The sequence below is a fragment of the Bradyrhizobium yuanmingense genome (assembly GCF_025200905.1).
Classification (GTDB): Bacteria; Pseudomonadota; Alphaproteobacteria; order Rhizobiales; family Xanthobacteraceae; genus Bradyrhizobium; species Bradyrhizobium yuanmingense.
Map to the genome: position 1 here is coordinate 2,181,337 of NZ_CP104173.1, position 24,544 is coordinate 2,205,880.

A 24,544-nucleotide genomic window follows, 5' to 3' on the forward strand; every position below is an offset into this window, starting at 1 on the left:
CGACGCCGAGGAACGCGCCTCGCTCCGATCAGCTCGCGATCTTCTCGATGGCCGTCTGTTCCAGCCCGAACTTCTTCCCGGCATCCAGGATCTCCTGCCAGGTGGTTGGGTCGACCGGGATGCCCTCGGCGAGACGTTTCTTCTTGATCTCGCGCTCCGGCTCGCCCGCGATTCTGACCTTGTCGATGCCGGGGGCAGGCGGCGAGCCGGTGTGCCAGCTCACGAAGCTCTCAACTTCGCGTGCAAGGTTCTCGCCGGTGCCGAGCTTGCCCGGATCGATGACGATCGAGAGCATGCCGTTAAGGACGTTGTACTTGCCGTCGGACGAGCCCTTGACCACCTGGCCGCCGGAGAGCGCGCCGCCGAGGATCTCGCACACCAGCGCAAGGCCCGAGCCCTTGTGCTCGCCGAACGGGAGGATGGCACCGTAGGGCGGAATCACGGTGTAGCGCGGATTGATCGTGGGCTTGCCCTCGTGATCAATGATGGTGCCGACCTCGAGCTCGACGCCCTTGTTATGGGCAATACGGGTCTTGCCCTGCGCGATCCTGCTGGTGGCGAAGTCGAGCACGATCGGATCCTTGCCGGCGCGCGGGATGCCGACGCAGAACGGATTGGTGCCGTGGCGTGCGTCGCTGCCGCCCCAGGGCGCCACGATCGGGCGCGAGATCACGTTGACGAAGTGGATCGAGACCAGCCCGTGGTCGATGCACTGCTCGGCCCAGTGGCCGATGCGGCCGATGTGATGCGAATTTGAGAGGCCGACAAGGCAAACACCGTTCTTCTTTGCGCGCTCGGCCGCGAGCTCCATCGCTTCATGGCCGATCACCTGGCCGTAGCCGGTGAGGCCGTCGAGGGTGAGAAGCGGGCCGGTGTCGAGCACGATCTTGACGTGCGAGTTCACGGCGAGGCCGCCATTGGTGACGCTCTGGACGTAGCGCGGAATCATGCCGACGCCGTGCGAGTCGTGTCCCTTCAGATTGGCTTCGACGAGATTGGTGGCCACGAGCTCGGCCTCGCGGTCCGAGGAGCCGCCGGCCCTGACGATGGCATGGATGGCCTTGGTGAGCGACTCTGCCTTGATGATGCGATAGTCGGCCATTGTTGTTGCTCTTATCCCTTCACGATCCGGCGGCAATGGACCAACGCCGCTTCAATCAGGTTCTCGCTCGCCTCCGGCGTGCGGAAGGCCGAATGCGCCGACAGCGTCACGTTCGGCAGCTTCGTCAGCGGATGATCGCCGGGCAGCGGCTCGATGTTGAAGACATCGAGGCCGGCGTGGCGGATATGGCCCGACTTCAGCGCCTCGATCATGGCGGCCTCGTCGACGACAGCGGCGCGGGCGGTGTTGATGAGGATGACGCCGCGCTTCATCGCAAGGATCTTCTCACGCGTGATCATGCCGCGCGTCTCGTCGTTGAGCAGCAGGTGCAACGACACCACGTCGCTTCTCGCCAGCACGCTGTCGAGGTCGGTGAATTCGACGCTCGCGTGGCTCTTCGGCGAACGATTCCAGGCGATCACCTTCATGCCGCTTCCGGACGCGATGCGCGCGACCTCCGCGGCGATGCCGCCGAAACCGATCAGGCCGAGCGTCTTGCCGGTGAGCTGCATGCCGTCCTCGCGCAGCCAGTTTCCGGCGCGCATCTCGCGGTCCATCATCGCGATGACGCGGGCGGAGGCCCACATCAGCGCGATCGCGGATTCCGCAACCGCGGTGTCGCCGTAGCCCTTGATCAGATGCACGGAAATGCCGAGCTCGGCGAGCTCTTCCGGATTCATGTAGCTGCGCGCGCCGGTGCCGAGGAACACGACGTGCTTCAGCCCGGTGCATTTCTTCGCGACCTCGGTCGGAAGTGCGGTGTGGTCGACGATCGCGATCTCGGCGCCGTCGAGAACTTCTGGATATTGCTCCGGCGTGATGTCGGGGTTCCTGTTGATCCGCACCTTGGGATCGCCGGGCTTCTCCAGCCGCTCCATGATCACGGCCAGCGATTCATTGGCGTCGACGAAAACTCCGCGCATGTCTCTCTCCGCTCAGGATGCGACGCCGGCGATCGCCAGCACGGTATGCATGAGGACGTTGGTGCCCGCGGCGCAGTCGCCTTGCGTCGCATCCTCCAGCTCGTTGTGGCTGATGCCGTCCTTGCAGGGCACGAACACCATCGCCGCCGGCATGATCGTGTTGAGGTTGCAGGCGTCGTGGCCGGCGCCGGAGGTGATGCGGCGCGAGGAATAGCCGAGCGTCTTGGCGGCGTTCTCGACGGCAGCAATCAGCTTCGGATCGAAGTGCGTCGGCGGCTTGCGCCAGACCAGATCGATCTCGACCTCGACCTTGCGGCGCGCCGCGATCTCGGCAATCGCGGCTCGCAGATCGCGGTCGAGCGCGTCCATGATGGCACCATCAGCACTGCGGCAGTCCATGGTGAAGGCGATCTCGCCGGGAATGACGTTGCGCGAGGGATTGGCGATCACGGCTTCGCCGATCGTACCGACGGCGTTCGGTCCGTGCTTCTTCGCAATCGACTCCATCGCCAGCACGATCTCCGACAAGGTCGCCAGCGCATCGCGCCGCAGCGGCATCGGCGTGGAGCCCGCATGGCTCTCGAAGCCGGAGATCTTGCCGTCGTACCAGAGCACGCCCTGGCCGGAATCGACCACGCCGATGGTCTTGCCTTCGGCTTCCAGGATCGGCCCCTGCTCGATGTGCAGCTCGACGAAGCAGCCGAGTTTCTGGAAGCCGACCGGCTTGTCGCCGCGATAGCCGATGCCGTCGAGCGCCTGGCCGACGGTAGTGCCCTCGGCGTCCTTGCGCGACAAAATGTCGTCGGTGGTGAAGTCGCCGACATAGGCGGCGGAGGCCATCATCGCAGGTGCGAAACGCGAGCCTTCCTCGTTGGTCCAGTTCACGACGCAGATCGGCGCCTCGGTCTCGATGCCGGCGTCGTTCAGCGTGCGGATCACCTCCAGCGCGCCGAGCGTCCCCAGGATGCCGTCATACTTGCCGCCGGTGGGCTGGGTGTCTAGGTGCGAGCCGATGCCGACGGGCAGCTTCGACATGTCGCGGCCCTTGCGCAGGCCGAACTGTGATCCGAGCGCGTCGACGTGGACTTCCAGTCCGGCATCCTCGCAGGCCTTGCGGAACCAATCGCGCACCTGCTTGTCTTCACGGCTCAACGTCAGCCGCCGCACGCCGCCTTTGGCCGTCGCGCCGAATTGCGCGGTCTCGTGGATGGAGCCCCACAGGCGGGCCGAATCGATTTGCAGGTTGGTGGCGGCTCGGCTCATGCGTCAGTCTCTCTTTTGTCCGGCGCCTTTTTCAATGACGCGCCTGTGCGGGCGCGTCAACCGCGAGGCTGCTCTGCGCAATTTGCCGTGCAAGCTCCGCGACGCGCTCCACGGCGACGACATCGGGCGAGGCCAGCCAGCTCGCCGTGAAGGTCAGCGGCGCGATGGCGAGATCGGTGTCGAGCAGCTGCAGGCGTCCGTCGGCAAGCTCGTTCTCGACGATGGCGTCGGGGATCACGGCGATGCCGAGGCCCTCGACCGCCATGTGGATGACGGTCGCCAGCGAAGCGGACGCGTGCAGGCGGATCGGCGGCAGCTCCGGCCGGTCGAACACCTCGCGCACGACCTCGTAGGGCTTGGTCTTGCGTGGGAAGGTGATGATCGGAAACCGCGCGAGGTCCGCCGGCGTCAACGGGCCCTTGCCGAGCCCAAGCGAGGGACTTGCGAGGAAGCCGATCGGATAATCGGCGAGCACCCGGTTGTGCACGCCGGGGGCGGACAGCGGTCCGACCACGAAGGCGAGCTCGATCTCCTGCGCGAGCAGGCGCGCGGTGAGGTTCGGCGTGATGTCGACCTCGATCTCCAGCGACAGGTTCGGATAGACCTCGTTCACGCTCTTGACGAGCCGCGGCAGCCAGGTGTGCACGATGGTCTCGGCGACGCCGAGCCGCATCACGCCGCGCATCGCCGAAGCATCGCCGATCTCCGCCATCATCGCAGCGCGCAGGCCGATCAGCTTCTCCGCATAGACCATCATCTGCCGGCCGCTCGGGGTCGGGGAGGCGATGCGATGATCGCGGTTCAAGAGCTTCACGCCCATCTCGCGCTCGAGCTGGGCAATGCGCTGGGAGATCGCCGGCTGGGTGGTGTTGAGGCGTTGCGCGGCGCCACGGAAGCTGCCGAGCTTCACGACCCATAGGAACGTCTCGATCGACCTGAAGTCCAGCATTGGAAGGATTTTCCCAATCGATAAATCAGATTTATCGAGATTGATTAGAAACGAAGATTAGACTTTATAGCACGCTTGGTGTTGGCTTGTCTTTGTCGAGTTTATAGGCAGGTCGATCACATGACTGTTTTGGTGGCAGCGCAGCAAACTGAAACACCCGACGCCCTCCCGAGCCGCAGGGCCCGGCTCGCCTATCGCGAGGGGCTGGTCGCCTCCACCGCTGGTGTTGCCCCCGGATACGTCCAGGGCAATCTGGCGATCCTGCCGGCGGACTATGCCGGTGCCTTCCACCGCTTTTGCCAGCTCAATCCCAAGCCGTGCCCGATCATCGGCATGTCCGATGTCGGCAGCCCTTACATCCCCTCGCTCGGCGCCGATCTCGACATCCGCACCGACGTGCCGCGCTACCGCGTCTGGCGCGACGGCGAGGTCGTGGACGAGCCGACCGACGTGAAGAGCTATTGGCGCGACGACCTCGTCACCTTCGTGCTCGGCTGCTCGTTCTCATTCGAGGAGGCGCTGCTCGAGGAGGGCATGCCGATCCGCCACATCGAGAAGAACGTGCGCGTGCCGATGTACCGCACCAACATCGCCTGCGGTGTATCAGGTCCGTTCGCCGGCCCCATGGTGGTATCGATGCGTCCGTTCAAGCCGGCCGATGCGATCCGCGCGGTGCAGATCACCTCGCGCTATCCGGCTGTGCACGGCGCACCCGTGCATCTCGGCCATCCGCATCTGATCGGCATCAAGGATATCGCCAAGCCCGACTACGGCGATCCGGTGCCGGTCGCCGATGACGAGATTCCGGTGTTCTGGGCCTGCGGGGTGACGCCGCAATCGGTCATCAACGCCGCGAAGCTGCCGTTTGCAATCACGCATTCGCCCGGCCTGATGCTGGTGACCGATCTCAAGAACAGAAGCATGGCCGTGATTTAGTGGGCAGCGTCTGCTGCTTCTTCAGGCTTTACCGCATCCACCAATCGCTTCATTCGATCAGCCGAAATTCAGTAACAGGGGACTTTGCCATGACGATCACTCGCCGCGACGTGTTGTTGGGGGCCACCGCCACTGCCGCCCTCGTGCCGCTGGCGGCGCGCGCACAGAGTTCGGAAGTCGTGATCGGCGTGATCTATCCCTTCTCCGGCGGCAGCGCGCAGCAGGGCGTCGACGCGCAGAAGGCCTATGAGACCGCGCTCGAAGTCATCAACAAGGACAGCGATTTCGACCTGCCGCTGGCGAAGGGCGAAGGCCTGCCGGGCCTCGGTGGCGCCAAGATCCGCCTCGTGTTCGCCGACCACCAGGCCGATCCGCAGAAGGGCCGCGCCGAGGCCGAGCGCCTGATCACGCAGGAGAAGGTCTGCGCCGTCGTCGGCACTTACCAGAGCGCGGTGGCCGTCACCGTCAGCCAGATCTGCGAGCGCTATCAGGTCCCGTTCCTGTCCGCCGACAATTCCTCGCCGAGCCTGCACCGCCGCGGCCTGAAATATTACTTCCGCGCCTCGCCGCACGACGAGATGTACTCGGCTGCGATGTTCGACTTCTTCGACGCCATGAAGAAGAAGGGCATCAAGATCGAGACGCTGTCGCTGTTCCACGAGGACACCATCTTCGGCACCGATTCCGGCAATGCCCAGACCAAGATCGCCGGCGAGCGCGCCTACAAGATCGTCACCGACATCAAGTATCGCGCCAACTCGCCCTCGCTCTCTGCCGAGGTGCAGCAGCTCAAGACCGCCAATGCCGACGTGCTGATGCCGTCGAGCTACACCACCGACGGCATCCTCCTGGTCAAGACCATGGCCGAGCTCGGCTACAAGCCGAATGCGATCGTGGCGCAGGACGCCGGCTTCTCCGAGAAGGCGCTCTACGATGCCGTCGGCGACAAGCTCGAAGGCGTGATCTCGCGCGGCACCTTCTCGCTCGACCTCGCGCAGAAGCGGCCGATGGTCGGCAAGATCAACGAGATGTTCAAGGCCAGGTCCGGCAAGGATTTCAACGACCTCACCTCGCGGCAGTTCATGGGCCTGATCATCCTCGCCGACGCCATCAGCCGCGCCAAGTCGACCGACGGCGAGAAGATCCGCGACGCGCTGGCCGCGACCGACATCCCGGGCGAGAAGACCATCATGCCCTGGAAGCGCGTCAAGTTCGACGAGATGGGCCAGAACAACGACGCCGATCCGGTGCTGCTGCAATATGTCGGCGGCAAGTTCGTCACCATCTTCCCGCCGCAGGCCGCGATCGCCGAGGCGATCTGGCCGATGAAGTAAGCGCTGCGGGGGCAGCGGAGCAGGCGGGGTGGGAGCAAACTGCTCCCACCGTCATTGCGAGGAGCGAAGCGACGAAGCAATCCAGACTGCTTCCTTCGAAACATTTCTGGATTGCTTCGCTTCGCTCGCAATGACGAAGCCTGTCGTGACGTTTGGAACGGGGGACCAGAGTTGACAGCCCAAGCCATTATCCAGAGTCTCGCGAGCGGCCTTCTGATGGGCCTGCTCTACGGATTGATCGCGGTCGGCCTCGCGCTGATCTTCGGCCTGATGGACGTCACGAACTTCGCCCATGGCGAGTTCCTGATGATCGCGATGTATCTGTCTTTCTTCCTGTTCGCGTTCTTCGCCATCGATCCGCTGTTGTCGGCGCCGTTGGTCGCCGCGGCACTCTTCATATTCGGAGCGGTCGTCTACCTGCTCCTTGTACGCTTCGCCATGCGGGCCAAGGCCAATGCCGGCATGGTGCAGATCTTCACCACCTTCGGGCTTGCCATCGTCATGCGCGGCCTCGCGCAATACTTCTTCACGCCGGACTATCGCAGCATCCCGCAATCCTGGCTCGGCGGCAAGACCATCTCGGTCGGCGGCATCTTCCTGCCGGAGCCGCAACTGGTCGGCGCGCTGGTCTCGATCGCGGCTTTTGCAGGTCTCTACTTCTTCATCCACCGCACTGATTTCGGCCGCGCGATCGAAGCGACCCGCGAGGATCCCGGTGCAGTCGCGCTCGTCGGCATCGACAAGAACCGCGTGTTCGCATTCGGCTGGGGCCTGGGCGCCGCGCTTGTCGGCCTTGCCGGCGCGATCATGGCCGTATTCTTCTACATCTATCCCGACGTCGGCGCCTCCTTTGCGCTGATCGCCTATGTCACGGTGGCGCTCGGCGGATTCGGCAGCGTGTTCGGGGCGTTCGCCGGCGGCATCATCGTCGGTCTCGTCGAAGCGGTCACCGCGCTGGTGCTGCCGCCCTCGCTGAAATCGGTCGGCATCTACTCGGTCTATCTGCTGGTCGTCTTCATCCGGCCGCGCGGCCTGTTCGGATCGATGTGATGGACAAGGATTTTGCAGCGCGGCGCCGCCGTGACCTCATCATCGCCGCAGCGCTCGCCACTATTGCCGCGCTGACGCCGTTGTTCGTGAAGGACGTCGTCGTCCAGAACATCCTGATCCTGACGCTGATGTATGCGGGTTTGTCGCAGAGCTGGAACATCCTGTCCGGCTATTGCGGCCAGATCTCGCTCGGACACGCGCTGTATTTCGGCCTGGGTGCCTACACCACCGAGCTGCTGTTCACGAAGTTCGGCGTGCTGCCCTGGTTCGGCATGCTGGCGGGCGGGGCGGTGTCGGCGCTCATCGCGATGGGGCTCGGCTATCCCTTCTTCCGCCTGCGCGGCCATTATTTTGTGATCGCCACCATCGTCATCGCCGAAATCGGCTTGCTTCTGTTCCACAACTGGGAATGGGCGGGCGCTGCGATGGGTATCACCATTCCGATCCGCGGTGACAGCTGGCTGAAATTCCAGTTCTTGCGCACCAAGCTGCCGTATTTCTATTTCGCGCTGGCGCTGTGCTGCCTCGCCTGGTTCGTGACGTGGTGGCTGGAAAACTCCAAATGGGGATTTTGGTGGCGCGCGGTCAAGGACAACCCGGAGGCGGCCGAGAGCCTCGGTGTCGACGTGTTCAATTCCAAGATGGGTGCGGCCGCGGTCTCCGCCTTCCTTGTTGCCGTCGGCGGCAGCTTCTACGCCCAGTTCGTCTCCTACATCGATCCGGAAAGCGTCATGGGCTTTCAGTTCTCGCTGCTGATGGCGCTACCGGCCGTGCTCGGCGGCATCGGCACCCTGTGGGGGCCGGTGTTAGGGGCGGCCATCCTGATCCCGCTGACTGAGCTGACGCGCTTCAAGTTCGGCGGCTCGGGGCGGGGTGTCGACCTCATTGTCTACGGCACGCTGATCGTTCTGATCTCGCTGGCCCTGCCGCGCGGCCTGCTGAGCCTGTTTTCACGCCCGAAGAAGACGGGAGCTGCCCGATGAGCGCGCTGCTCGAAACCCGCGGCGTCTGGCAGCGCTTCGGCGGCCTCGTCGCCAACAGCGACGTCTCGATATCGGTCGACCGAGGCGAGATCGTCGGCCTGATCGGCCCGAACGGCGCCGGCAAGTCGACGCTGTTCAATCTGATCGCCGGCGTGCTGCCGCCGACGCAAGGCTCGATTTGGTTCGATGGCGAGGACGTCACCCGCATGCCGGCGGCGATGCGCTGCCAGCGCGGGGTAGGACGCACCTTCCAGGTGGTCAAGAGCTTCGAGACCATGACTGTCATCGACAACGTCATCGTCGGTGCACTCGTGCGCAACACCGTGATGCGCGAGGCCCGCCGCAAGGCGCATGAGGTACTGGAGTTCACCGGGCTCGCTGCGCGCGCCGACGTGCTTGCCAGCGACCTCGTGCCGGCCGAGAAGCGCCGCCTCGAAGTCGCGCGGGCGCTTGCGACCGAGCCGAAGCTGCTGCTGCTCGACGAGGTCCTCACCGGCCTGACGCCGACCGAGGCGCAGACCGGCGTCGCCCTGGTGCGCAAGGTGCGCGATGCCGGCATCACCGTGCTGATGGTCGAGCATGTCATGGAGATCGTGATGCCGCTGGTGGACCGCGCCATCGTGCTCGACCTCGGCAAGGTGCTGGTCGAGGGCAAGCCCGCCGACGTCGTGCGCGATCCCAAGGTGATCAAGGCATATCTGGGAGATCGTCATGCTGTCGGTGCGTGAAGTCACCACCGCCTATCAGGGCCTGGTCGCGATCTCCGCGGTCTCGATCGAGGTCCAGAAGGGCGAGATCGTCTGCGTCGCCGGCGCCAACGGCGCGGGCAAGTCGACGCTGCTGAAGTCAATCGCTGGCGCCGAGCGTCCGCGCTCGGGCAGCGTGACCTTCGACGGCAAGCGCCTCGACGGCATGGCGCAGCATCACATCACGGCCACCGGCATCGCCTATGTGCCGGAAAACCGCCGTTTGTTTCCGCGTCTGTCGGTGCGCGACAACCTTCGCCTCGGCAGCTATCTCTACAGGGGCGAAGCGAACCGCGAAGAGCCGCTCGATCTCGTCTTCAAGCTGTTTCCGCGCCTTCAGGAGCGCCTGGAGCAGCGCGCCGAGACGCTCTCCGGCGGCGAGCAGCAGATGCTCGCCATCGGCCGCGCGCTGATGACGCGTCCGCGGCTGTTGATGCTGGACGAGCCCTCGCAGGGCATCATGCCGAAGCTGGTCGACGAAATTTTCCAGGCGGTGAAGCTCATCCGTGACTCCGGCATGACCGTCCTCATCGTCGAGCAGCGCATGGCCGAATGCCTGGAGATCGCCGACCGCGCCTACATCCTGCAGACCGGCCGTGTGCTGATGCAGGGCGCAGCCAGCGAGATCAAGGGCAATCCGGATGTGCGGAAGGCATATCTGGGGCTGTAGCCGAATAGTATCGGGCACGCCCGCGCAACATACCCGGTGTCATCGCCCGACTTGATCGGCGATCCAGTACTCCGAGACGTCAGAGATATGCGGAGAAGCCGCGGCGTACTGGATTCCCCGCTTTCGCGGGGAATGACAGCGGTGGTGAGGCGACGCTCGTCCACCCCTTACCGCAAGTCGCTAATACTCGTGCCCGTGCTCCGGCAACGTCACCCCGAACACCTTCACCAGATCCTTCACCTGCGCCGGCGACAAATACCGCGGGTTCATCCCGCGCAGCAGCAGGTACAACTTGGCCGTCTCCTCCAGCTCCTCCGTCGCGAACACCGCAGCTTCCAGCGTGTTGCTGGCGACGACCGGGCCGTGATTGGCGAGCAGAACGGATGAATATTTCCCGGCCAGCCCCTTGATCGCATCTGCAACCGCGGGGTCGCCGGGGCGGTAATAGGGCACGAGCGCGGTGGCGCCGCATTTCATCAGGTAATAGGCCGTCATCGGCGGCAGCGCGGCGCGCGGATCGATCTCGGGCAGCATCGACAGCGCCACCGAATGCGTGGAGTGCAGATGCACGATGGCCCGCGCGCTGCCGCGCGTGTCGTAGAGCGCATTGTGCAGCGGAACTTCCTTGGTCGGGGCATCGCCCGAAACCAGCCGGCCCTGCTGGTCCAGCCGTGATAGTCTTGCGGGATCGAGGAAGCCGAGCGAGGCGTTGGTCGGCGTCACCAGCCAGCCGCCATCGTCCAGCTTGACGCTGATATTGCCGGAGGAGCCCGGCGTCAGCCCACGCTCGAACAGGGATCGTCCGAAGCGGCAGATGTCCTCGCGCAGCCGTGTTTCATTGCTCATGGCCGTCATGCTTGCTTGTCTCACGCTTTGGCAGCGCGGCCAAGCCGTGTTATTCGGTTGCCAAGCTGCCGCAAAGGGCGGCCATCCGGGAAACGCTCGCAAGGGTCAGTTGCATATGTCCGCCTCCACCTCACGAAATCAGCGTATCGCCGTCGTCGGGCTCGGCTCGATGGGATTTGGCATGGCGACCTCGCTCAAGCGCGCTGGCCATGCCGTGACCGGCTGCGACGTCTCGGCGGATGCCGTCGCGCGCTTCGTGAAGGACGGCGGCGCGGGGGCCAAGACGCCGGCCGAAGCGGCCAAGGACGCAGACATCGTTGTCAGCGTGGTGGTCAATGCCGCGCAGACCGAAACCATCCTGTTCGGCAAGGATGGCGCCGCCGAGACCATGCCCAAGGACAGCGTGTTCGTCTCCTCGGCGACGATGGATCCCGACGTGGCGCGCCGTCTTGCCAAGCAGCTGGAGGCGACCGGCCGGCACTATCTGGATGCGCCGATCTCCGGCGGGGCGCAGCGCGCCGCGCAAGGCGAATTGACGATTCTTGCCTCCGGCAGCTCGGCCGCCTTTGCCAAGGCGCGGCCGGCGCTCGATGCCATGGCTGCAAAGCTCTACGAGCTCGGCGATGCCGCCGGGCAGGGCGCTGCGTTCAAGATGATCAATCAGCTGCTCGCCGGCGTTCACATCGCCGCCGCCAGCGAAGCCATGGCGTTCGCAGCCAAGCAGGGCCTCGACATCCGCAAGGTCTACGAGGTGATCACGGCCTCGGCCGGTAATTCCTGGATGTTCGAGAACCGCATGCCGCATGTGCTCGACGGCGACTACACGCCGCGAAGCGCGGTGGAGATCTTCGTCAAGGACCTCGGCATCATCCAGGACATGGCGCGCACGGCCCGATTCCCCGTGCCGGTCTCCGCCGCCGCGCTCCAGATGTTCCTGATGACATCGGCCGCCGGCATGGGCCGCGACGACGACGCATCGGTCGCGCGCATGTATGCGCAGGTCACCGGCGTCAAGCTGCCCGGCGACAAGTAACAGAGGATCTCCAATGCCCCGTTTCGCCGCCAATCTCTCGATGATGTTCACCGAGGTGCCGTTCCTCGACCGCTTCGACGCCGCCGCGCAAGCGGGCTTCACCGCGGTGGAATTCCTGTTTCCGTACGAGCATGCCGCCGAGGCCGTCGGCGAACGGCTCAAGCGCAACGGCCTGACCCAGGCGCTGTTCAACCTGCCGCCGGGCGACTGGAACGCCGGCGAGAAGGGCTTTGCGGCGCTGCCATCGCGCTTTTCCGATCTCAAGGCGAGCCTGGAGACGGCGCTGCCTTATGCCAAGGCGACGGGCGTCAAGCGCCTGCACCTGATGGCCGGCATCGCCAATCGCGGCGAGCGCGTCGCGATCGAGGCCTTCTACAAATCGGTGGCCTGGGCCGCCGAGTTCTTCGCGCCGCACGGCATCGACATCGTGATCGAGCCGATCAATGCGCGCAACGTGCCCGGCTACTTCCTCAACGATTTCGGCTTTGCGCGGGATCTGATCCAGGAGCTGAGGCTTGCGAACCTGAAGCTCCAGTTCGACATCTATCACTGCCAGATCATCCATGGCGACGTCACCATGCGGCTGCGCGAGATGATGCCGATCATCGGCCACATCCAGATCGCGAGCATTCCCTCGCGCAACGAGCCCGATAGCGAGGAGCTGAACTATCCGTTCCTGTTCGATGAGCTCGACCGGCTCGGCTATGCCGGCTTCGTCGGCTGCGAATACAATCCGCGCGGCAAGACCACCGATGGGCTTGCCTGGTTCAAGCCCTATGCGGGAGTGAAGCCGTGACCCCAGCGTTAGGCTGCATCGCCGACGATTACACCGGCGCCTCCGATCTCGCCAACACGCTGACGCGCGCCGGCCTGCGCACCGTCCAGACCATCGGCATCCCTGCCGACGATCTGATGCTGCCCGAGGTCGATGCCGTCGTGGTGTCGCTGAAGAGCCGCTCGATCGAGGCCGGCCTTGCCGTGTCGCGCTCGCGCGCGGCGGACAAATGGCTGCGCGGCCGCGGCGTGGGCCACGTGCTGTTCAAGATCTGCTCGACCTTCGATTCCACCGACGCCGGCAATATCGGCCCGGTCATGGATGCGCTGCGCGCCGATTGCGGCGAGGGAGCCGTGCTGGTGACGCCTGCCTTTCCGGAGACCGGGCGCACCGTCTATCAGGGCAATCTGTTCGTCGGCGCCGTGCCGCTCAGCGAGAGCCCGCTGAAGGACCATCCGCTCAACCCGATGCATGATTCCAACCTGGTGCGCGTGCTGGCGCGCCAGAGCAGCACGCAGATCGGCCTCGTCGATCTCGCCACCGTCGCGCGCGGCGCGGAGGCCGTGCGGGCACGGCTGGCTGAGCTCGCCGCCAGAGGCATCGGTGCTGCGATCATCGACGCCGTATTCGACCGCGACCTCGAGACCATCGGTCTCGTCGCCGCTGAACATCTTCTGTCGGTCGGCGCGTCCGGCATGGGCCTCGGGCTTGCGCGCGCGCTGGTGTCGACGGGCAAGGTGAAGCCGGCGCCGAGCGGCGAAACCGGCGCGGCCGTCGGCGGCCTGGCGGCATGCCTTGCCGGCAGCTGCTCGCAGGCGACGCTTCAGCAGATCGCCAGCGCCGAACGCATCATGCCGGTGCTTCATCTCGATCCGGAGCGGATCGTCGCGGGCGCCGCTGAAGCGCAGCGTGCGCTGGACTGGGCGAGGCCGCGGCTTGCGGAAGGTCCGGTGCTGATCGCTTCGAGCGCGACGTCGGACGCCGTTGCGGCCGTGCAGGCACGCCATGGCCGCGATGCCGCAGGCCACGCCATCGAGCAGGCCATGGCCGGCATCGCCGAGGGTCTGGTGCAGGCCGGCGTCCGTCGCTTGATCGTCGCCGGTGGCGAGACATCCGGCGCCGTGGTCGATCGGTTGAAAATTCCTGGATTTCTCGTAGGAGTAGAAATCGCGGCGGGAGTCCCGGTGCTGCGCGCGGTCGGTGCAAGCTCCGGCGAGATGTTGCTCGCTTTGAAATCTGGAAACTTTGGCGGTCCGGACTTCTTCTCCGACGCGCTTAGGCTCATGCGCTGAGCGCAGAGCCTCCTTAGTCCATCGTTCATTTCTTTCGGCTTCGGTACTCGTACGGAGCCGCAGTTAACATTTGCGCAGGTGCTCTGCGCTCAGATGTCGCCGCAGCTCCTCTTTGGTTTATTCTTAGAGCTTCGACGCGCATCCGCGCCAGCACAACGAGATCCGATTATGTTCGCCAACATTTCCATCCGCGCCAAGATCATCAGTGTCGTGGCATTCCTGCTCGTCGCGATGGCCGGCATGGGCCTGCTCGCCATCATGAAAATGCGGTCGATGAACGCCAACACGGTCGACATCACGATGAATTGGATGCCCAGCGTGCGGGTGCTGGGCGAGCTTCGGGCGAGCGTCATCACCTATCGCAACGTGGTCCGCCAGCACATGCTTTCCGACACGCTGGACGAGAAGCTCGCCAACGAAAAGACGGCCGTGACGGTGCTCGAGGCGCTTGCCAAATACCGCAGCCGCTACGAGCCGATGATCACCTCGCCGGAGGAGAGGGCGCTCTACACCCAATGGGCAAAGCTCTGGGACGATTACAAGAGGGGCACCGAAGAGGTGATGGCGCTCTCGCGCAAGGAAGCCGGCAAGATCCCACACGAGGCCCGGGAGCTGAATACGAAGACCGTCAACAAGCTCGGTCTTCAGGCAGACGAGGTCCTGACCAAGGACATCGAGCTCAACACCAAAGGCGGAGAACAGGCCGCTCAGGACGCCGCCGACAGCTACGCCTACGCCTTCATGCTGGTCTCGGCAATTCTCGGCGCCGCCATCGTCATCGGCATCGCCGTCAGTTTCTATCTCGTCCGCGACGTGTCTAGCGGCATCAACTCGATCACCCTGCCGATGCAGGCCCTGGGCCGAGGCGACCTCTCCGCCGAAGTCCCGCATCGCGGCGAGAAGACCGAGATCGGCGCCATGGCCGACGTGCTCCAGATCTTCAAGGAGGCGTTGATCGCCAAGAAGGCCGCCGACGAAGCCGCCGCGGCCGACGCCGAAGCCAAGATCGAGCGCGGCCGCCGCGTCGACGACATCACCCGCGAATTCGAAACGATGATCGGCGAGATCGTCCAGACCGTGTCATCGGCCTCGACCCAGTTAGAGGCCTCCGCCTCGACCTTGACCGCGACCGCCGACCGCTCGCAGCGGCTGGCGACCACGGTGGCCGGCGCTTCGGAGGAAGCCTCCACCAACGTGCAGTCGGTGGCCTCGGCGACCGAGGAGATGGCCTCGTCGGTCGGCGAGATCAGCCGCCAGGTGCAGGAATCGGCGCGGATGGCGGGCGATGCAGTCGGTCAGGCCCGTGCCACCACCGAGCGCGTCAGCGAATTGTCCAAGGCCGCCGCGCGCATCGGCGACGTCGTCGAGTTGATCAACACCATCGCCGGCCAGACCAACCTGCTGGCGCTGAACGCCACCATCGAGGCGGCGCGCGCCGGCGAAGCCGGCCGCGGTTTTGCCGTCGTCGCCTCCGAGGTGAAGGCGCTCGCCGAGCAGACCGCGAAGGCGACCGGCGAGATCGGCCAGCAGATCTCCGGCATCCAGGCGGCGACCAACGACTCCGTCGGCGCCATCAAGGAGATCTCCTCGACCATCGAGCGCCTGTCGGAGATCTCGTCGGCCATCGCCGCTGCGGTGGAAGAGCAGGGCGCCGCGACGCAGGAGATCGCCCGCAACGTTCAGCAGGCGGCGCATGGCACCCAGCAGGTGTCGTCCAACATCACGGACGTGCAGCGCGGCGCGACCGAGACCGGCACGGCCTCCTCGCAGGTGCTGTCCGCGGCGCAGATGCTGTCGAATGATTCGGGCCGGCTGAAGAACGAGGTCAGCAAGTTCCTGACCAACGTCCGCGCCGCGTAGACAGACGTGGGTTCCACAAGCAAGGGCGGCGCCATCGGCGCCGCTCATAGTTTTTCCTGCGCGCGTTGCGCTGTCGATATGCCCGTAGAATTGCGACGTACTCTTCAGCGAAAGCTCCGTACTACTGCGTAGCGTCGTTAAACCTAACAATCCTGAGCGACGGTAAGATCGTGGCGGAAGTCGTAGCACGATCGGAGCCGGTCCGGACCAGCAACTCCCGACCGTCAGCATTGGGGAGGATTTAATGTCTTGGATCAACAACCTTCGTATTTCCATTAAGGTTTCCGCCGTATTCGCGGCGATCTGTCTCGTCGTCGCCGGCAGCACCGCAGCCATCTACAACTCGCTGAGCGTAATGAATTCCACGGCGAAGATGACAGTGCATACCTATCAGGTGCTGGAGCAGCTTTCCGAGCTTGTCGGTGCGATGGTCAATCAGGAAACCGGCGTTCGCGGCTATCTCGTGTCTGGCGATGCCGGCTTTCTCGCTCCTTACGAAGCCGGGCTGAAACAATTTCAGACTGCGGCGGCCAAAGTCGGCAGCCTGACCTCGGACAACGCCACGCAGCAGAAGCGACTCGAGCAGGTCAAGGCGCTTGCCAACGACTGGGCAACCAACGTCGCGCAGCGCGAAATCGCGCTGATGAAGGATCCGGCAACCCAGGCGAAGGCGCGTGAGCTCGAGGCTTCCGGAGCCGGCAAGAAGTCGATGGATGGCCTCCGCGCCGTCGTCCAGGAAATGGACAGGGAAGAGCGGTCGCTGTTGTCAGTGCGGGCGGCTGCCTCCGACGCCGCCTCGTCCAGCGCCACCATGGCCATGCTGATCGGAGGCCTCGTCACCCTGCTGCTCTCGCTCGTGGGCGCCTTCGGCGTCGCCTTCGCGGTCACCCGCCCGATCCAGCGCATCACGACCGAGATGGGTGTTCTCGCGAATGGGGACACCTCGGTGATCGTATCGGGTATCGAACGCAAGGACGAGATCGGTGAGATGGCTCAGGCGGTCCAGGTGTTCAAGACCAATGCCATCGAGGTCGAGCGGCTGAAGGCGGAACAGGTTGAAACCGAGCGTCGCAATGCCGAGCAGCGCAAACGCGACATGGTCAGGCTCGCCGACGACTTCGAGAGCGCCGTCGGCCAGATCATCGGAACAGTGTCGTCGGCATCGACCCAGCTGGAAGCATCGGCCACCACCCTCACAGGTACGGCCGAGCGGTCCCAGAAGCTCGCGACCACGGTGGCCGGCGCTTCGGAGGAAGCCTCCACCAACGTGCAGTCGGTGGCCTCGGCGACCGAGGAGATGGCCTCGTCGGTCGGCGAGATCAGCCGCCAGGTGCAGGAATCGGCGCGGATGGCGGGCGATGCAGTCGGTCAGGCCCGTGCCACCACCGAGCGCGTCAGCGAATTGTCCAAGGCCGCCGCGCGCATCGGCGACGTCGTCGAGCTGATCAACACCATCGCCGGCCAGACCAACCTGCTGGCGCTGAACGCCACCATCGAGGCGGCGCGCGCCGGCGAAGCCGGCCGCGGTTTTGCCGTCGTCGCCTCCGAGGTGAAGGCGCTCGCCGAGCAGACCGCGAAGGCGACCGGCGAGATCGGCCAGCAGATCTCCGGTATCCAGGCGGCGACCAACGATTCCGTCGGCGCCATCAAGGAGATCTCCTCGACCATCGAGCGCTTGTCGGAGATCTCGTCGGCCATCGCGGCTGCGGTGGAAGAGCAGGGCGCCGCGACGCAGGAGATTGCCCGCAACGTGCAGCAGGCGGCGCAGGGCACCCAGCAGGTGTCGTCCAACATCACCGACGTGCAGCGCGGCGCAACCGAGACCGGCACGGCCTCCTCGCAGGTGCTGTCGGCGGCGCAGATGTTGTCGAACGATTCGAGCCGGCTGAAGAGCGAGGTCAGCAAGTTCCTGACCAACGTCCGCGCCGCGTAAGGCGCGGCCGTGGATTGATCAAACCAGGAGCGGTGCCAAAAGCGCCGCTCTTTTTTTCTGCGGTAGCGTGATGTCGTCTGGCGGTAGGATCATGGGGAGCCGACCGTAAACATACGGGGCGCCCATTTCATGGATAGTTAAATTCGCCTTACGAGAATTGAGGGAAGACGCCTCGAACAGCGGCCGTCCTGTCTGGAATGAACGCATATCGCATTGTTTGGGGGCTCTGATGCGCAAGAATCTTCCCGTCACCACCGTTGAATATCCGGTCAGTGATGAGACGTTGATCGTTTCGCGGACCGATCTGAAGGGCAAGCTCACGTACTTCAACGAGGACTTCCTCGCGGCCGCCGGCTTCACGTCCGCGGAACTGATGGGCCAGCCGCACAATATCGTTCGTCACCCGGACATGCCGCCGGAGGCATTCGACAATCTCTGGGACACGCTGAAGGCCGGCAAGCCCTGGCTCGGCGCAGTCAAGAACCGCCGCAAGAACGGCGACTTCTATTGGGTGCTGGCGACGGCTTCTCCGATCCGCGAGAACGGCGAGGTCAAGGGCTATACGTCGATCCGCACCAAGCTGCCGGCCGACCAGCGCAAGCTCGCCGAAGAGGTCTATGCCGCCATCCGCGAGAAGAAGCCGCATGGCTATCGCATCGACGCCGGCATCATCCGCCGCCGCTCCTGGCTCGACCACTTCAGCATCTTTACCGGGACGCTGAAGGCGCGCCTGATCACGATGATGGTGCTGCAATCGGTGTTCATGCTCGCGCTCGGCATCGGTGGCGCGGTCGCCACCGGCGGTTCGACCAGCCTGATCCTGTCGCTGCTGGCTGTCGCCGGTGCGGCTATCGTCGGCTTCGCAGGCCTTGCGACCATGCGTGCTATTCAGGGACCGATGCGGCAGCTCAACGACACGCTGGTCAACCTCGTGCAGGACAAGCTTGACAATCGCATCGTGATCGAGCGCGACGACGAGATCGGCGAGGCGCTGCGCAACCTTCAGACCGTGCAGACCATCGTCCGTTTCAGCCGCGACGAGGTGCAGGCGGTGCAGCGCCGCGCCGAGGCGCAGCGCAAGGCCGACATGACCAAGCTTGCCGACGGTTTCGAGGCGGCGATCGGGGAAATCGTCGAGACCGTATCGGCCGCCGCGACTGAGCTTGAGGCATCGGCCTCGACCCTGTCCTCGACCGCGGGCCGGGCGCAGGAGCTGGCCACGGTAGTTGCGTCCGGCTCGGAGGCCGCCTCCAGCAATGTCCATTCGGTGGCTTCGGCTGCCGAGGAGATGTCGTCCTCGGTGCGCGAGATCGGGCGGCAGGTGCAGGATTCCTCCCGGATCGCGAGCGAGGCGGTCAGCCAGGCGCATGCCACCACCGAGCGTGTTAGCGAGCTGTCGCGGGCTGCGGCGCGGATCGGCGATGTCGTCGAGCTCATCAATGCGATTGCCGGCCAGACCAACCTCCTGGCACTCAACGCTACCATCGAGGCGGCGCGGGCTGGCGAAGCCGGCCGCGGCTTCGCGGTGGTGGCCTCCGAGGTCAAGGCGCTCGCCGAGCAGACGGCCAAGGCCACCGGCGAGATCGGCCAGCAGGTCGGCGGCATCCAGGCGGCGACGCAGGATTCGGTCAGCGCCATCGGGGAGATCAGCGGCACCATCGCGCGTCTGTCGGAGATCGCTTCGGCCATCGCGACGGCCGTGCAGCAGCAGGGCGCAGCGACCCAGGAGATCGCCCGCAACGTGCAGCAGGCCGCCCTGGGCACCCAGCAGGTCTCGTCCAACGTCGGCGACGTGCAGCGCGGCGCCTCGGAGACGGGATCAGCGTCCACGCAGGTGCTGTCGGCGGCCCAGATGCTGTCCCGCGATTCCAACCGCCTCAAGCTCGAGGTCGGCAAGTTCCTGAACTCGGTTCGCGCCGCCTGACTCTCGACCGCGTCGGAAAAAACAGGCGCCGAAGGGCTGAGATCTCGTAGGGTGGGCAAAGGCGCTCTTGCGCCGTGCCCACCATTCTTTCCGGATCACACGAAGGCCGTGGGCACGCTTCGCTTTGCCCACCCTACGAGATCACGCCACCCGCCACTCGGGCACGTTATCTTCTGCCATAGCGATTTCGCCGAACGAGCCGACCGGGGTGCGATCCATGGCGAGCAGCTGCGCCAGCGTCGCGCCGTCGCTCGCCGGGACCCGCGCCAGCGTGCGGCGATCGTCCTCTGTCCGCAGCATCACGACGCCATGCTCGATATTGCCGCCGCGGCCGTAAAGCACGGTGAAGCTCTCGACCGTGCCCTTGCCAGTGGCCTCCGCGACGAACTCCGGCACCGCGCGCTTGTTGCGGTCCGCATCGGCCTGCACGCTCGTTTCCTGCACCAGCGCCTCGCGCGGCGCCGTCTTCGACACCACCAGCGCGTGGTGCTTGGTGACGAAGCCGCCCTGGCCATAGAGCAGGCCGAGCTTGGCGCCGTCGCGCAGCCGCCGCACCATAGCGCAGGCGGCATGCGTCATGTAGGTGTTGAGCGGCGCGCCGAAGAAGGTGAGGCCGCCCGTCACGGTCGGCTGCACGTCGGCACCTAAGCCCAGTGTCCGCCGCGCCATTTTGGGCACGCAGGGGAAGCAACTGTAGAGCTCGATCGCGTCGAAGGACTTGCCGTCGCCGCCGGCGAGGTCCATCGCCGCTTTCAGCACGGCGTTCTGCGGGTGGCTCTCGTAAAACTGGTCGCGCAGCAGATAGTCACGCGGCTCTTCCGCGGAGGCGCCGCCGAGCGGGTAGACCAGTTTGTCTTCGGCGATCCCGGCTGCGCGTGCCTTGGCGAGACTGGTGAGCAGCAGCGCACCGCCCATGTTGACGCTGGGGTTCGCCACCATCAGCTTGTTGTAGGGCCAGGCGATCAGGCGATTGTCCGCGGTCGGCGTCGTAATCTCCTCCGGCGTGTAGCGCCGCTTCAGCCAGGCGTTCGGGTTCTCCGCGGCGGCTTCCGAATAGCGCGACCACAGCGTGCCTGACTCCGCCATGGCTTCGCGTGGCGTCTGACCCCAATGCGCGGAGGAGGCCGCTTCATAGAATGGATAGACGGTCACAGGTCGAAACACGCCGAGCTTCACCGCCAGCGGCTTCTGGAACGCCGCGCCGCGCTTGGGTTCCTCGACGTCATAGGCGAACGGCGTCCACGGCAGCTTGACGCCGGCGCGCTCCGCCTTGGTAGCGCTCGATTGCGCTTCCGCGCCGCACACCGCCGCCACGCTGCACTCGCCGCGCGCGATGCGCTTGGCCGCCTCGTGGATGTAGCGGATCGGGCTCTCGCCGCCGACTGGGCCGTAATAGCAATGCGCGGGCGAGATGCCGAGGCGCTGAGCCAAAAGCTGCTCCGGATCGCGATAGCGCCAGCTCAGGAAATTGACGACGTCGAGCGATTGCACCTCGCCGAGCAGCTTTGCGCCGGCGTCTTGTTCAGCCCGCCGCAGCGCCTGTTCGAGCAGGTCGAGCGGTTCGAGACCCTCGGCGATCTCCTTGGGGCGATCGACGATCTCGCCGATGCCGACGATGACGGGGATGCGGTCTTCGGGGATATTGGTCATTTCTTCTTGCTTCAGTTCACGATGTCAGTTGTTCGTCATTGCGAGCGCAGCGAAGCAATCCAGGATCTTTCCGCGGAGGCAGTCTGGATTGCTTCGCTGCGCTCGCAATGACAAGTGGGATCGTCACTCCGCCACCAGCGCATTCATGTGCTCGACGGCTTCGGCGAAATCCTGCTTGAACTCCTGTACCACCGCACCCGCCGACTTGACGCTGTCGATCAGGCCGACGCCCTGGCCGACGAAATAGCTGACGAGATCGCGCGCCTTGGCGTTGCCGCTTGCGGCGGCTCGGTCGATCGAATGGAAGGCGTCGCGGCTAATGATGCTTTGCAACGGCATCGGCAGCGCGCCCGGGCTATCCGGCGCGCGGTCCCAGGCGTCGGTCCAGACTGAGCGGAGCTGCCGGGCCGGCTTGCCGGTGCGGCCCTTCGAGCGCACCGCATCGCGCGAGGATGCCGCGATCATCTTCTCGCGAAAGATCTCGCTTGTCTCGGACTCGACCGTGGCCAGCCACACCGAGCCGGTCCAGACGCCGGCCGCGCCCATCGCCATGCAGGCCGCCATCTGCCGTCCCGTCATGATGCCGCCGGCTGCCAGCACCGGCACGTCTCGGATAGTCTTGATCGCCTTGATCACCTCCGGCACCAGCACCATGGTCGAGACCTCGCCGCAATGGCCGCCGGCCTCGGTGCCCTGCACGACGAGAATATCGACGCCGGCCGCGACCTGGCGCAGCGCGTGCTCCTTGGCGCCGACCAGCGCTGCAACCGGCACGCCGTGCTTCTTGCCCATCTCGATCATCGCCTTCGGCGGCACGCCCAGCGCATTGGCGATCAGGCGGATCGGATGATTGAAGGAGACCTCGAGCAGCTGAAGCGCGGTCTTGCCGTCGAACGGCTGCGGCTGGTTGTCCGCGACCTCGGTGGTGGTCAGCTCGATGTCGTACTTCTCCAGGAGATCGCGCGTGTAGTTGCGGTGCTCCTGCGGCACGCGCGCTTCCAGGCTCTTCCAGGTGACGTCCTTCTCGCCGGCCGTCGAGATGTTTTCCGGGATGAGCACGTCGATGCCGTAAGGCTTGCCGTCGACGTGATCATCGATCCACGTCAGCTCACGCTCGAGCGTGTCCGGCGTATGCACGGTCGCGCCCAGCACGCCGAAGCCGCCGGCGCGGCTGACGGCGGCAACGACGTCGCGACAATGGCTGAAGGCGAGCAGCGGGAATTCGATCCCCAGCATGTCGCAGATCGGCGATTTCATGGCTCTCTCCCGGCGGCAGGCTTCGCATTCTCGTTGCTTTCGCTGGCAAAGCAAAGTGACGCTAGCCGATCGATGACATGCCGGATCTGGCGAGGCATCTTGTGTGCAGACGTCGCGCTCTATCCGCGGGCCGCAGGCCCTGCGGGCACCCGGGAATGACGGAGGGGAGGGGCTGCCATGACAAAACGCAGAGTTGTCCCATCCGGCAATGCATTGCGGCGCCCTTGTCATCGGCCGTTTGCGGGCTAATTAATGCAGACGCATCCTTTTTGCCCGGAGCCCCGCATGACCGACGCCCCTTACGTGCCGCCCAAAGTCTGGACCTGGAACAAGGAGAACGGCGGGCAATTCGCCAACATCAACCGCCCGATTGCCGGGCCCACCCACGACAAGGAGCTGCCAGTCGGCAAGCATCCGCTTCAGCTCTACTCGCTGGCGACGCCGAACGGGGTCAAGGTCACCGTGATGCTGGAGGAGCTCCTGGCGCTCGGCCACAAGGGCGCCGAATATGACGCCTGGCTGATCAAGATTGGCAATGGCGATCAGTTCGGCAGCGGCTTCGTCGACATCAATCCAAATTCCAAGATCCCGGCGCTGATGGATCGCTCCGGCCCCGAGCCTGTCCGGGTGTTCGAGTCAGGCTCGATCCTGTTCTACCTCGCCGAGAAGTTCGGCGCCTTCCTGCCGAAGGACGTCAAGGCCCGCACCGAGGCGATGTCCTGGCTGTTCTGGCAAATGGGCAGTGCGCCCTATCTCGGCGGCGGCTTCGGCCACTTCTACGCCTATGCGCCGACCAAGATCGAATACGCCATCGACCGTTTCGCAATGGAGACCAAGCGCCAGCTCGACGTGCTCGACCGGCGTCTCGCTGACAACGAATATCTCGCGGGCAAGGACTACACCATCGCCGACATGGCGGTGTGGCCCTGGTATGGCGCGCTCGCCAAGGGGCTCGTCTATGGCGCCGGCGAATTTCTGTCGGTGCAGGACTACAAGAACGTGCAGCGCTGGACCGACCAGATTGCGCAGCGCCCCGCCGTGAAGCGCGGCCGCATGGTCAACCGGGTCTCCGGCGATCCCGCCAGCCAGCTCCACGAGCGCCACGACGCGAGCGACTTCGAGACCAAGACCCAGGACAAGCTCGTGCCCGCGACGTAGCTAACGGGTTCATCACCTCTCCCCGCAAGTGGGGAGAAGTCGAATTCGATCGCAGATCGAATTCGGGTGAGGGGGTACAGGTCCCTCGACAGTCTCGCGCGTGGAGAAAGCCCCTCACTCCAACCCTCTCAGCGCGAGCCAAGCTCGTCGCGGCCCCATGGGGCGAGGGAGCGCACCGTTGCTGCGGCCTATTTCTTCATGCCCTCCGCCGCCGGAAACACCACGCGGTCATCGGTGCGGCAGTAACGGTCGGCGAACATGCGGCCGATCGGGTGATAGCGGTCCATGTGCACCCGCATCGCCTTGTCGTCCCAGAGCTCGTCGCGGATGTGGAAGTGGAGGCCTTCGCCCATGATCAGGCGACGATCGTCGTTGACGTCGATCAGCTTCCAGAGCTTGCACTCCATGGCCCAGGGCGTGTCGGCCAGCCGGGGCACGGCGATCTTCGCCGAGGGCGCGAGCTTTAGCCCGAGATAGTCGGGTTCGCTGATCTCAGGCGGAAAATCGCCGCTGGACTCGTGCATCGCCCGCGCCAGCGGCTCGTCCGTGAGATTGACCACGAATTCACCGGTGCGCTGGATGTTGAGAAACGTGTCCTTGTCCTCGCCGTTCGGCTTGCGGTTGGCCGCGAACATGCAGAGCGGCGGATCCTCGCAGAAGGCGTTGAAGAAGCTGAACGGGGCGGCGTTGACCACGCCGGTCGGCCCGAGCGTGGTCACCCACGCGATCGGCCGCGGCAGAATGAAGGACGTCAGCACCTTGTAGCGCTCGCGTGGCGTCAGCTCGCTGGCGGCGTAGTCCATGGTGGCTCCGTTTCTTTCTGCGCCTCTCCCCGTGGGCGGGGAGAGGCCGACGCGCGC

The 24,544-nt window shown here is 65.1% G+C and carries 21 protein-coding genes; 13 read left to right on the forward strand and 8 right to left on the reverse strand.

Going from position 1 to position 24,544, the window contains the following annotated elements; translation table 11 throughout:
* Positions 1-28: 28 nt before the first annotated feature.
* Genes N2605_RS10245 through N2605_RS10260 form a run of 4 tightly spaced genes read right to left on the reverse strand, consistent with a single transcriptional unit; the run spans position 29 to position 4,237 of the window.
* Positions 29-1,102: a malate/lactate/ureidoglycolate dehydrogenase gene (locus N2605_RS10245; RefSeq protein WP_260346502.1), complete on the reverse strand. Its 1,074-nt coding sequence runs from the start codon at positions 1,100-1,102 to the stop codon at positions 29-31.
* Positions 1,103-1,113: 11 nt separating this feature from the next.
* The gene (locus tag N2605_RS10250) at positions 1,114-2,025 is read right to left on the reverse strand and encodes an NAD(P)-dependent oxidoreductase (RefSeq protein ID WP_260346503.1); all 912 of its coding nucleotides are present in this window, start codon (positions 2,023-2,025) and stop codon (positions 1,114-1,116) included.
* Positions 2,026-2,037: 12 nt separating this feature from the next.
* On the reverse strand, positions 2,038-3,288 hold the full coding sequence (locus tag N2605_RS10255; protein WP_260346504.1) for a Zn-dependent hydrolase: 1,251 nt from the start codon (positions 3,286-3,288) through the stop codon (positions 2,038-2,040).
* A 31-nt stretch (positions 3,289-3,319) separates the two neighbouring features.
* Positions 3,320-4,237, reverse strand: a complete 918-nt coding sequence (locus N2605_RS10260) for a LysR family transcriptional regulator (protein WP_260346505.1) — start codon at positions 4,235-4,237, stop codon at positions 3,320-3,322.
* A 120-nt stretch (positions 4,238-4,357) separates the two neighbouring features.
* Here N2605_RS10260 and N2605_RS10265 point away from each other — a divergent pair, with 120 nt between their 5' ends.
* The 6 genes from N2605_RS10265 (at position 4,358) to N2605_RS10290 (ending at position 9,956) form a co-directional block, all read left to right on the forward strand.
* On the forward strand, positions 4,358-5,173 hold the full coding sequence (locus N2605_RS10265) for a putative hydro-lyase (RefSeq protein ID WP_260346506.1): 816 nt from the start codon (positions 4,358-4,360) through the stop codon (positions 5,171-5,173).
* Positions 5,174-5,262: 89 nt separating this feature from the next.
* Positions 5,263-6,507: an ABC transporter substrate-binding protein gene (locus N2605_RS10270; protein WP_260346507.1), complete on the forward strand. Its 1,245-nt coding sequence runs from the start codon at positions 5,263-5,265 to the stop codon at positions 6,505-6,507.
* A gap of 216 nt (positions 6,508-6,723) precedes the next feature.
* Positions 6,724-7,557, forward strand: coding sequence for a branched-chain amino acid ABC transporter permease (locus N2605_RS10275; protein WP_240538114.1), 834 nt, complete (start codon positions 6,724-6,726; stop codon positions 7,555-7,557).
* The gene (locus N2605_RS10280) at positions 7,557-8,540 is read left to right on the forward strand and encodes a branched-chain amino acid ABC transporter permease (protein ID WP_260346508.1); all 984 of its coding nucleotides are present in this window, start codon (positions 7,557-7,559) and stop codon (positions 8,538-8,540) included. The genes N2605_RS10275 and N2605_RS10280 overlap by 1 nt, the downstream gene beginning before the upstream one ends.
* Complete coding sequence (locus N2605_RS10285) at positions 8,537-9,268, forward strand: ABC transporter ATP-binding protein (protein ID WP_036004935.1); 732 nt, start codon at positions 8,537-8,539, stop codon at positions 9,266-9,268. The genes N2605_RS10280 and N2605_RS10285 overlap by 4 nt, the downstream gene beginning before the upstream one ends.
* On the forward strand, positions 9,252-9,956 hold the full coding sequence (locus tag N2605_RS10290; RefSeq protein WP_061878149.1) for an ABC transporter ATP-binding protein: 705 nt from the start codon (positions 9,252-9,254) through the stop codon (positions 9,954-9,956). The genes N2605_RS10285 and N2605_RS10290 overlap by 17 nt, the downstream gene beginning before the upstream one ends.
* Positions 9,957-10,136: 180 nt before the next feature.
* Here N2605_RS10290 and otnC read toward each other — a convergent pair whose 3' ends face one another.
* Positions 10,137-10,811, reverse strand: a complete 675-nt coding sequence (gene otnC, locus N2605_RS10295; protein ID WP_260346509.1) for a 3-oxo-tetronate 4-phosphate decarboxylase — start codon at positions 10,809-10,811, stop codon at positions 10,137-10,139.
* Between the two features lie 106 nt (positions 10,812-10,917).
* Between otnC and ltnD the strand changes: the two genes are divergently transcribed.
* The 6 genes from ltnD to N2605_RS10325 all read left to right on the forward strand — a co-directional run bounded on the left by ltnD (position 10,918) and on the right by N2605_RS10325 (position 19,619).
* Positions 10,918-11,835, forward strand: a complete 918-nt coding sequence (gene ltnD / locus N2605_RS10300) for an L-threonate dehydrogenase (protein ID WP_225149915.1) — start codon at positions 10,918-10,920, stop codon at positions 11,833-11,835.
* 13 nt (positions 11,836-11,848) lie between these two features.
* Positions 11,849-12,631: a 2-oxo-tetronate isomerase gene (gene otnI / locus N2605_RS10305; RefSeq protein ID WP_260346510.1), complete on the forward strand. Its 783-nt coding sequence runs from the start codon at positions 11,849-11,851 to the stop codon at positions 12,629-12,631.
* Positions 12,628-13,902 (forward strand): 3-oxo-tetronate kinase, encoded by a 1,275-nt coding sequence (gene otnK, locus N2605_RS10310; protein ID WP_260346511.1) that lies wholly within the window; start codon positions 12,628-12,630, stop codon positions 13,900-13,902. Before otnI ends, otnK begins: the two co-directional genes overlap by 4 nt.
* A 168-nt stretch (positions 13,903-14,070) precedes the next feature.
* Positions 14,071-15,762, forward strand: coding sequence for a methyl-accepting chemotaxis protein (locus tag N2605_RS10315; RefSeq protein ID WP_074447503.1), 1,692 nt, complete (start codon positions 14,071-14,073; stop codon positions 15,760-15,762).
* 244 nt (positions 15,763-16,006) lie between these two features.
* Entirely contained in the window at positions 16,007-17,695 is a 1,689-nt protein-coding gene (locus N2605_RS10320) for a methyl-accepting chemotaxis protein (RefSeq protein ID WP_225146076.1), read from the forward strand.
* 229 nt (positions 17,696-17,924) lie between these two features.
* Positions 17,925-19,619 carry a methyl-accepting chemotaxis protein gene (locus tag N2605_RS10325; RefSeq protein ID WP_260346512.1) on the forward strand — a complete coding sequence of 565 codons (1,695 nt, stop codon included), beginning with the start codon at positions 17,925-17,927 and terminating at the stop codon, positions 19,617-19,619.
* Between the two features lie 141 nt (positions 19,620-19,760).
* On the opposite strand, the gene N2605_RS10330 is transcribed toward N2605_RS10325, so the two are convergent.
* Positions 19,761-21,269 carry an acetyl-CoA acetyltransferase gene (locus tag N2605_RS10330; RefSeq protein WP_225139547.1) on the reverse strand — a complete coding sequence of 503 codons (1,509 nt, stop codon included), beginning with the start codon at positions 21,267-21,269 and terminating at the stop codon, positions 19,761-19,763.
* Between the two features lie 123 nt (positions 21,270-21,392).
* Positions 21,393-22,526, reverse strand: a complete 1,134-nt coding sequence (locus N2605_RS10335; RefSeq protein WP_260346513.1) for a nitronate monooxygenase — start codon at positions 22,524-22,526, stop codon at positions 21,393-21,395.
* Positions 22,527-22,811: 285 nt separating this feature from the next.
* Here N2605_RS10335 and yghU point away from each other — a divergent pair, with 285 nt between their 5' ends.
* Positions 22,812-23,684 (forward strand): glutathione-dependent disulfide-bond oxidoreductase, encoded by an 873-nt coding sequence (yghU, locus tag N2605_RS10340; RefSeq protein WP_036023001.1) that lies wholly within the window; start codon positions 22,812-22,814, stop codon positions 23,682-23,684.
* A 188-nt stretch (positions 23,685-23,872) separates the two neighbouring features.
* Here yghU and N2605_RS10345 read toward each other — a convergent pair whose 3' ends face one another.
* Positions 23,873-24,487: a flavin reductase family protein gene (locus N2605_RS10345; RefSeq protein WP_036023002.1), complete on the reverse strand. Its 615-nt coding sequence runs from the start codon at positions 24,485-24,487 to the stop codon at positions 23,873-23,875.
* Positions 24,488-24,544: the final 57 nt, after the last annotated feature.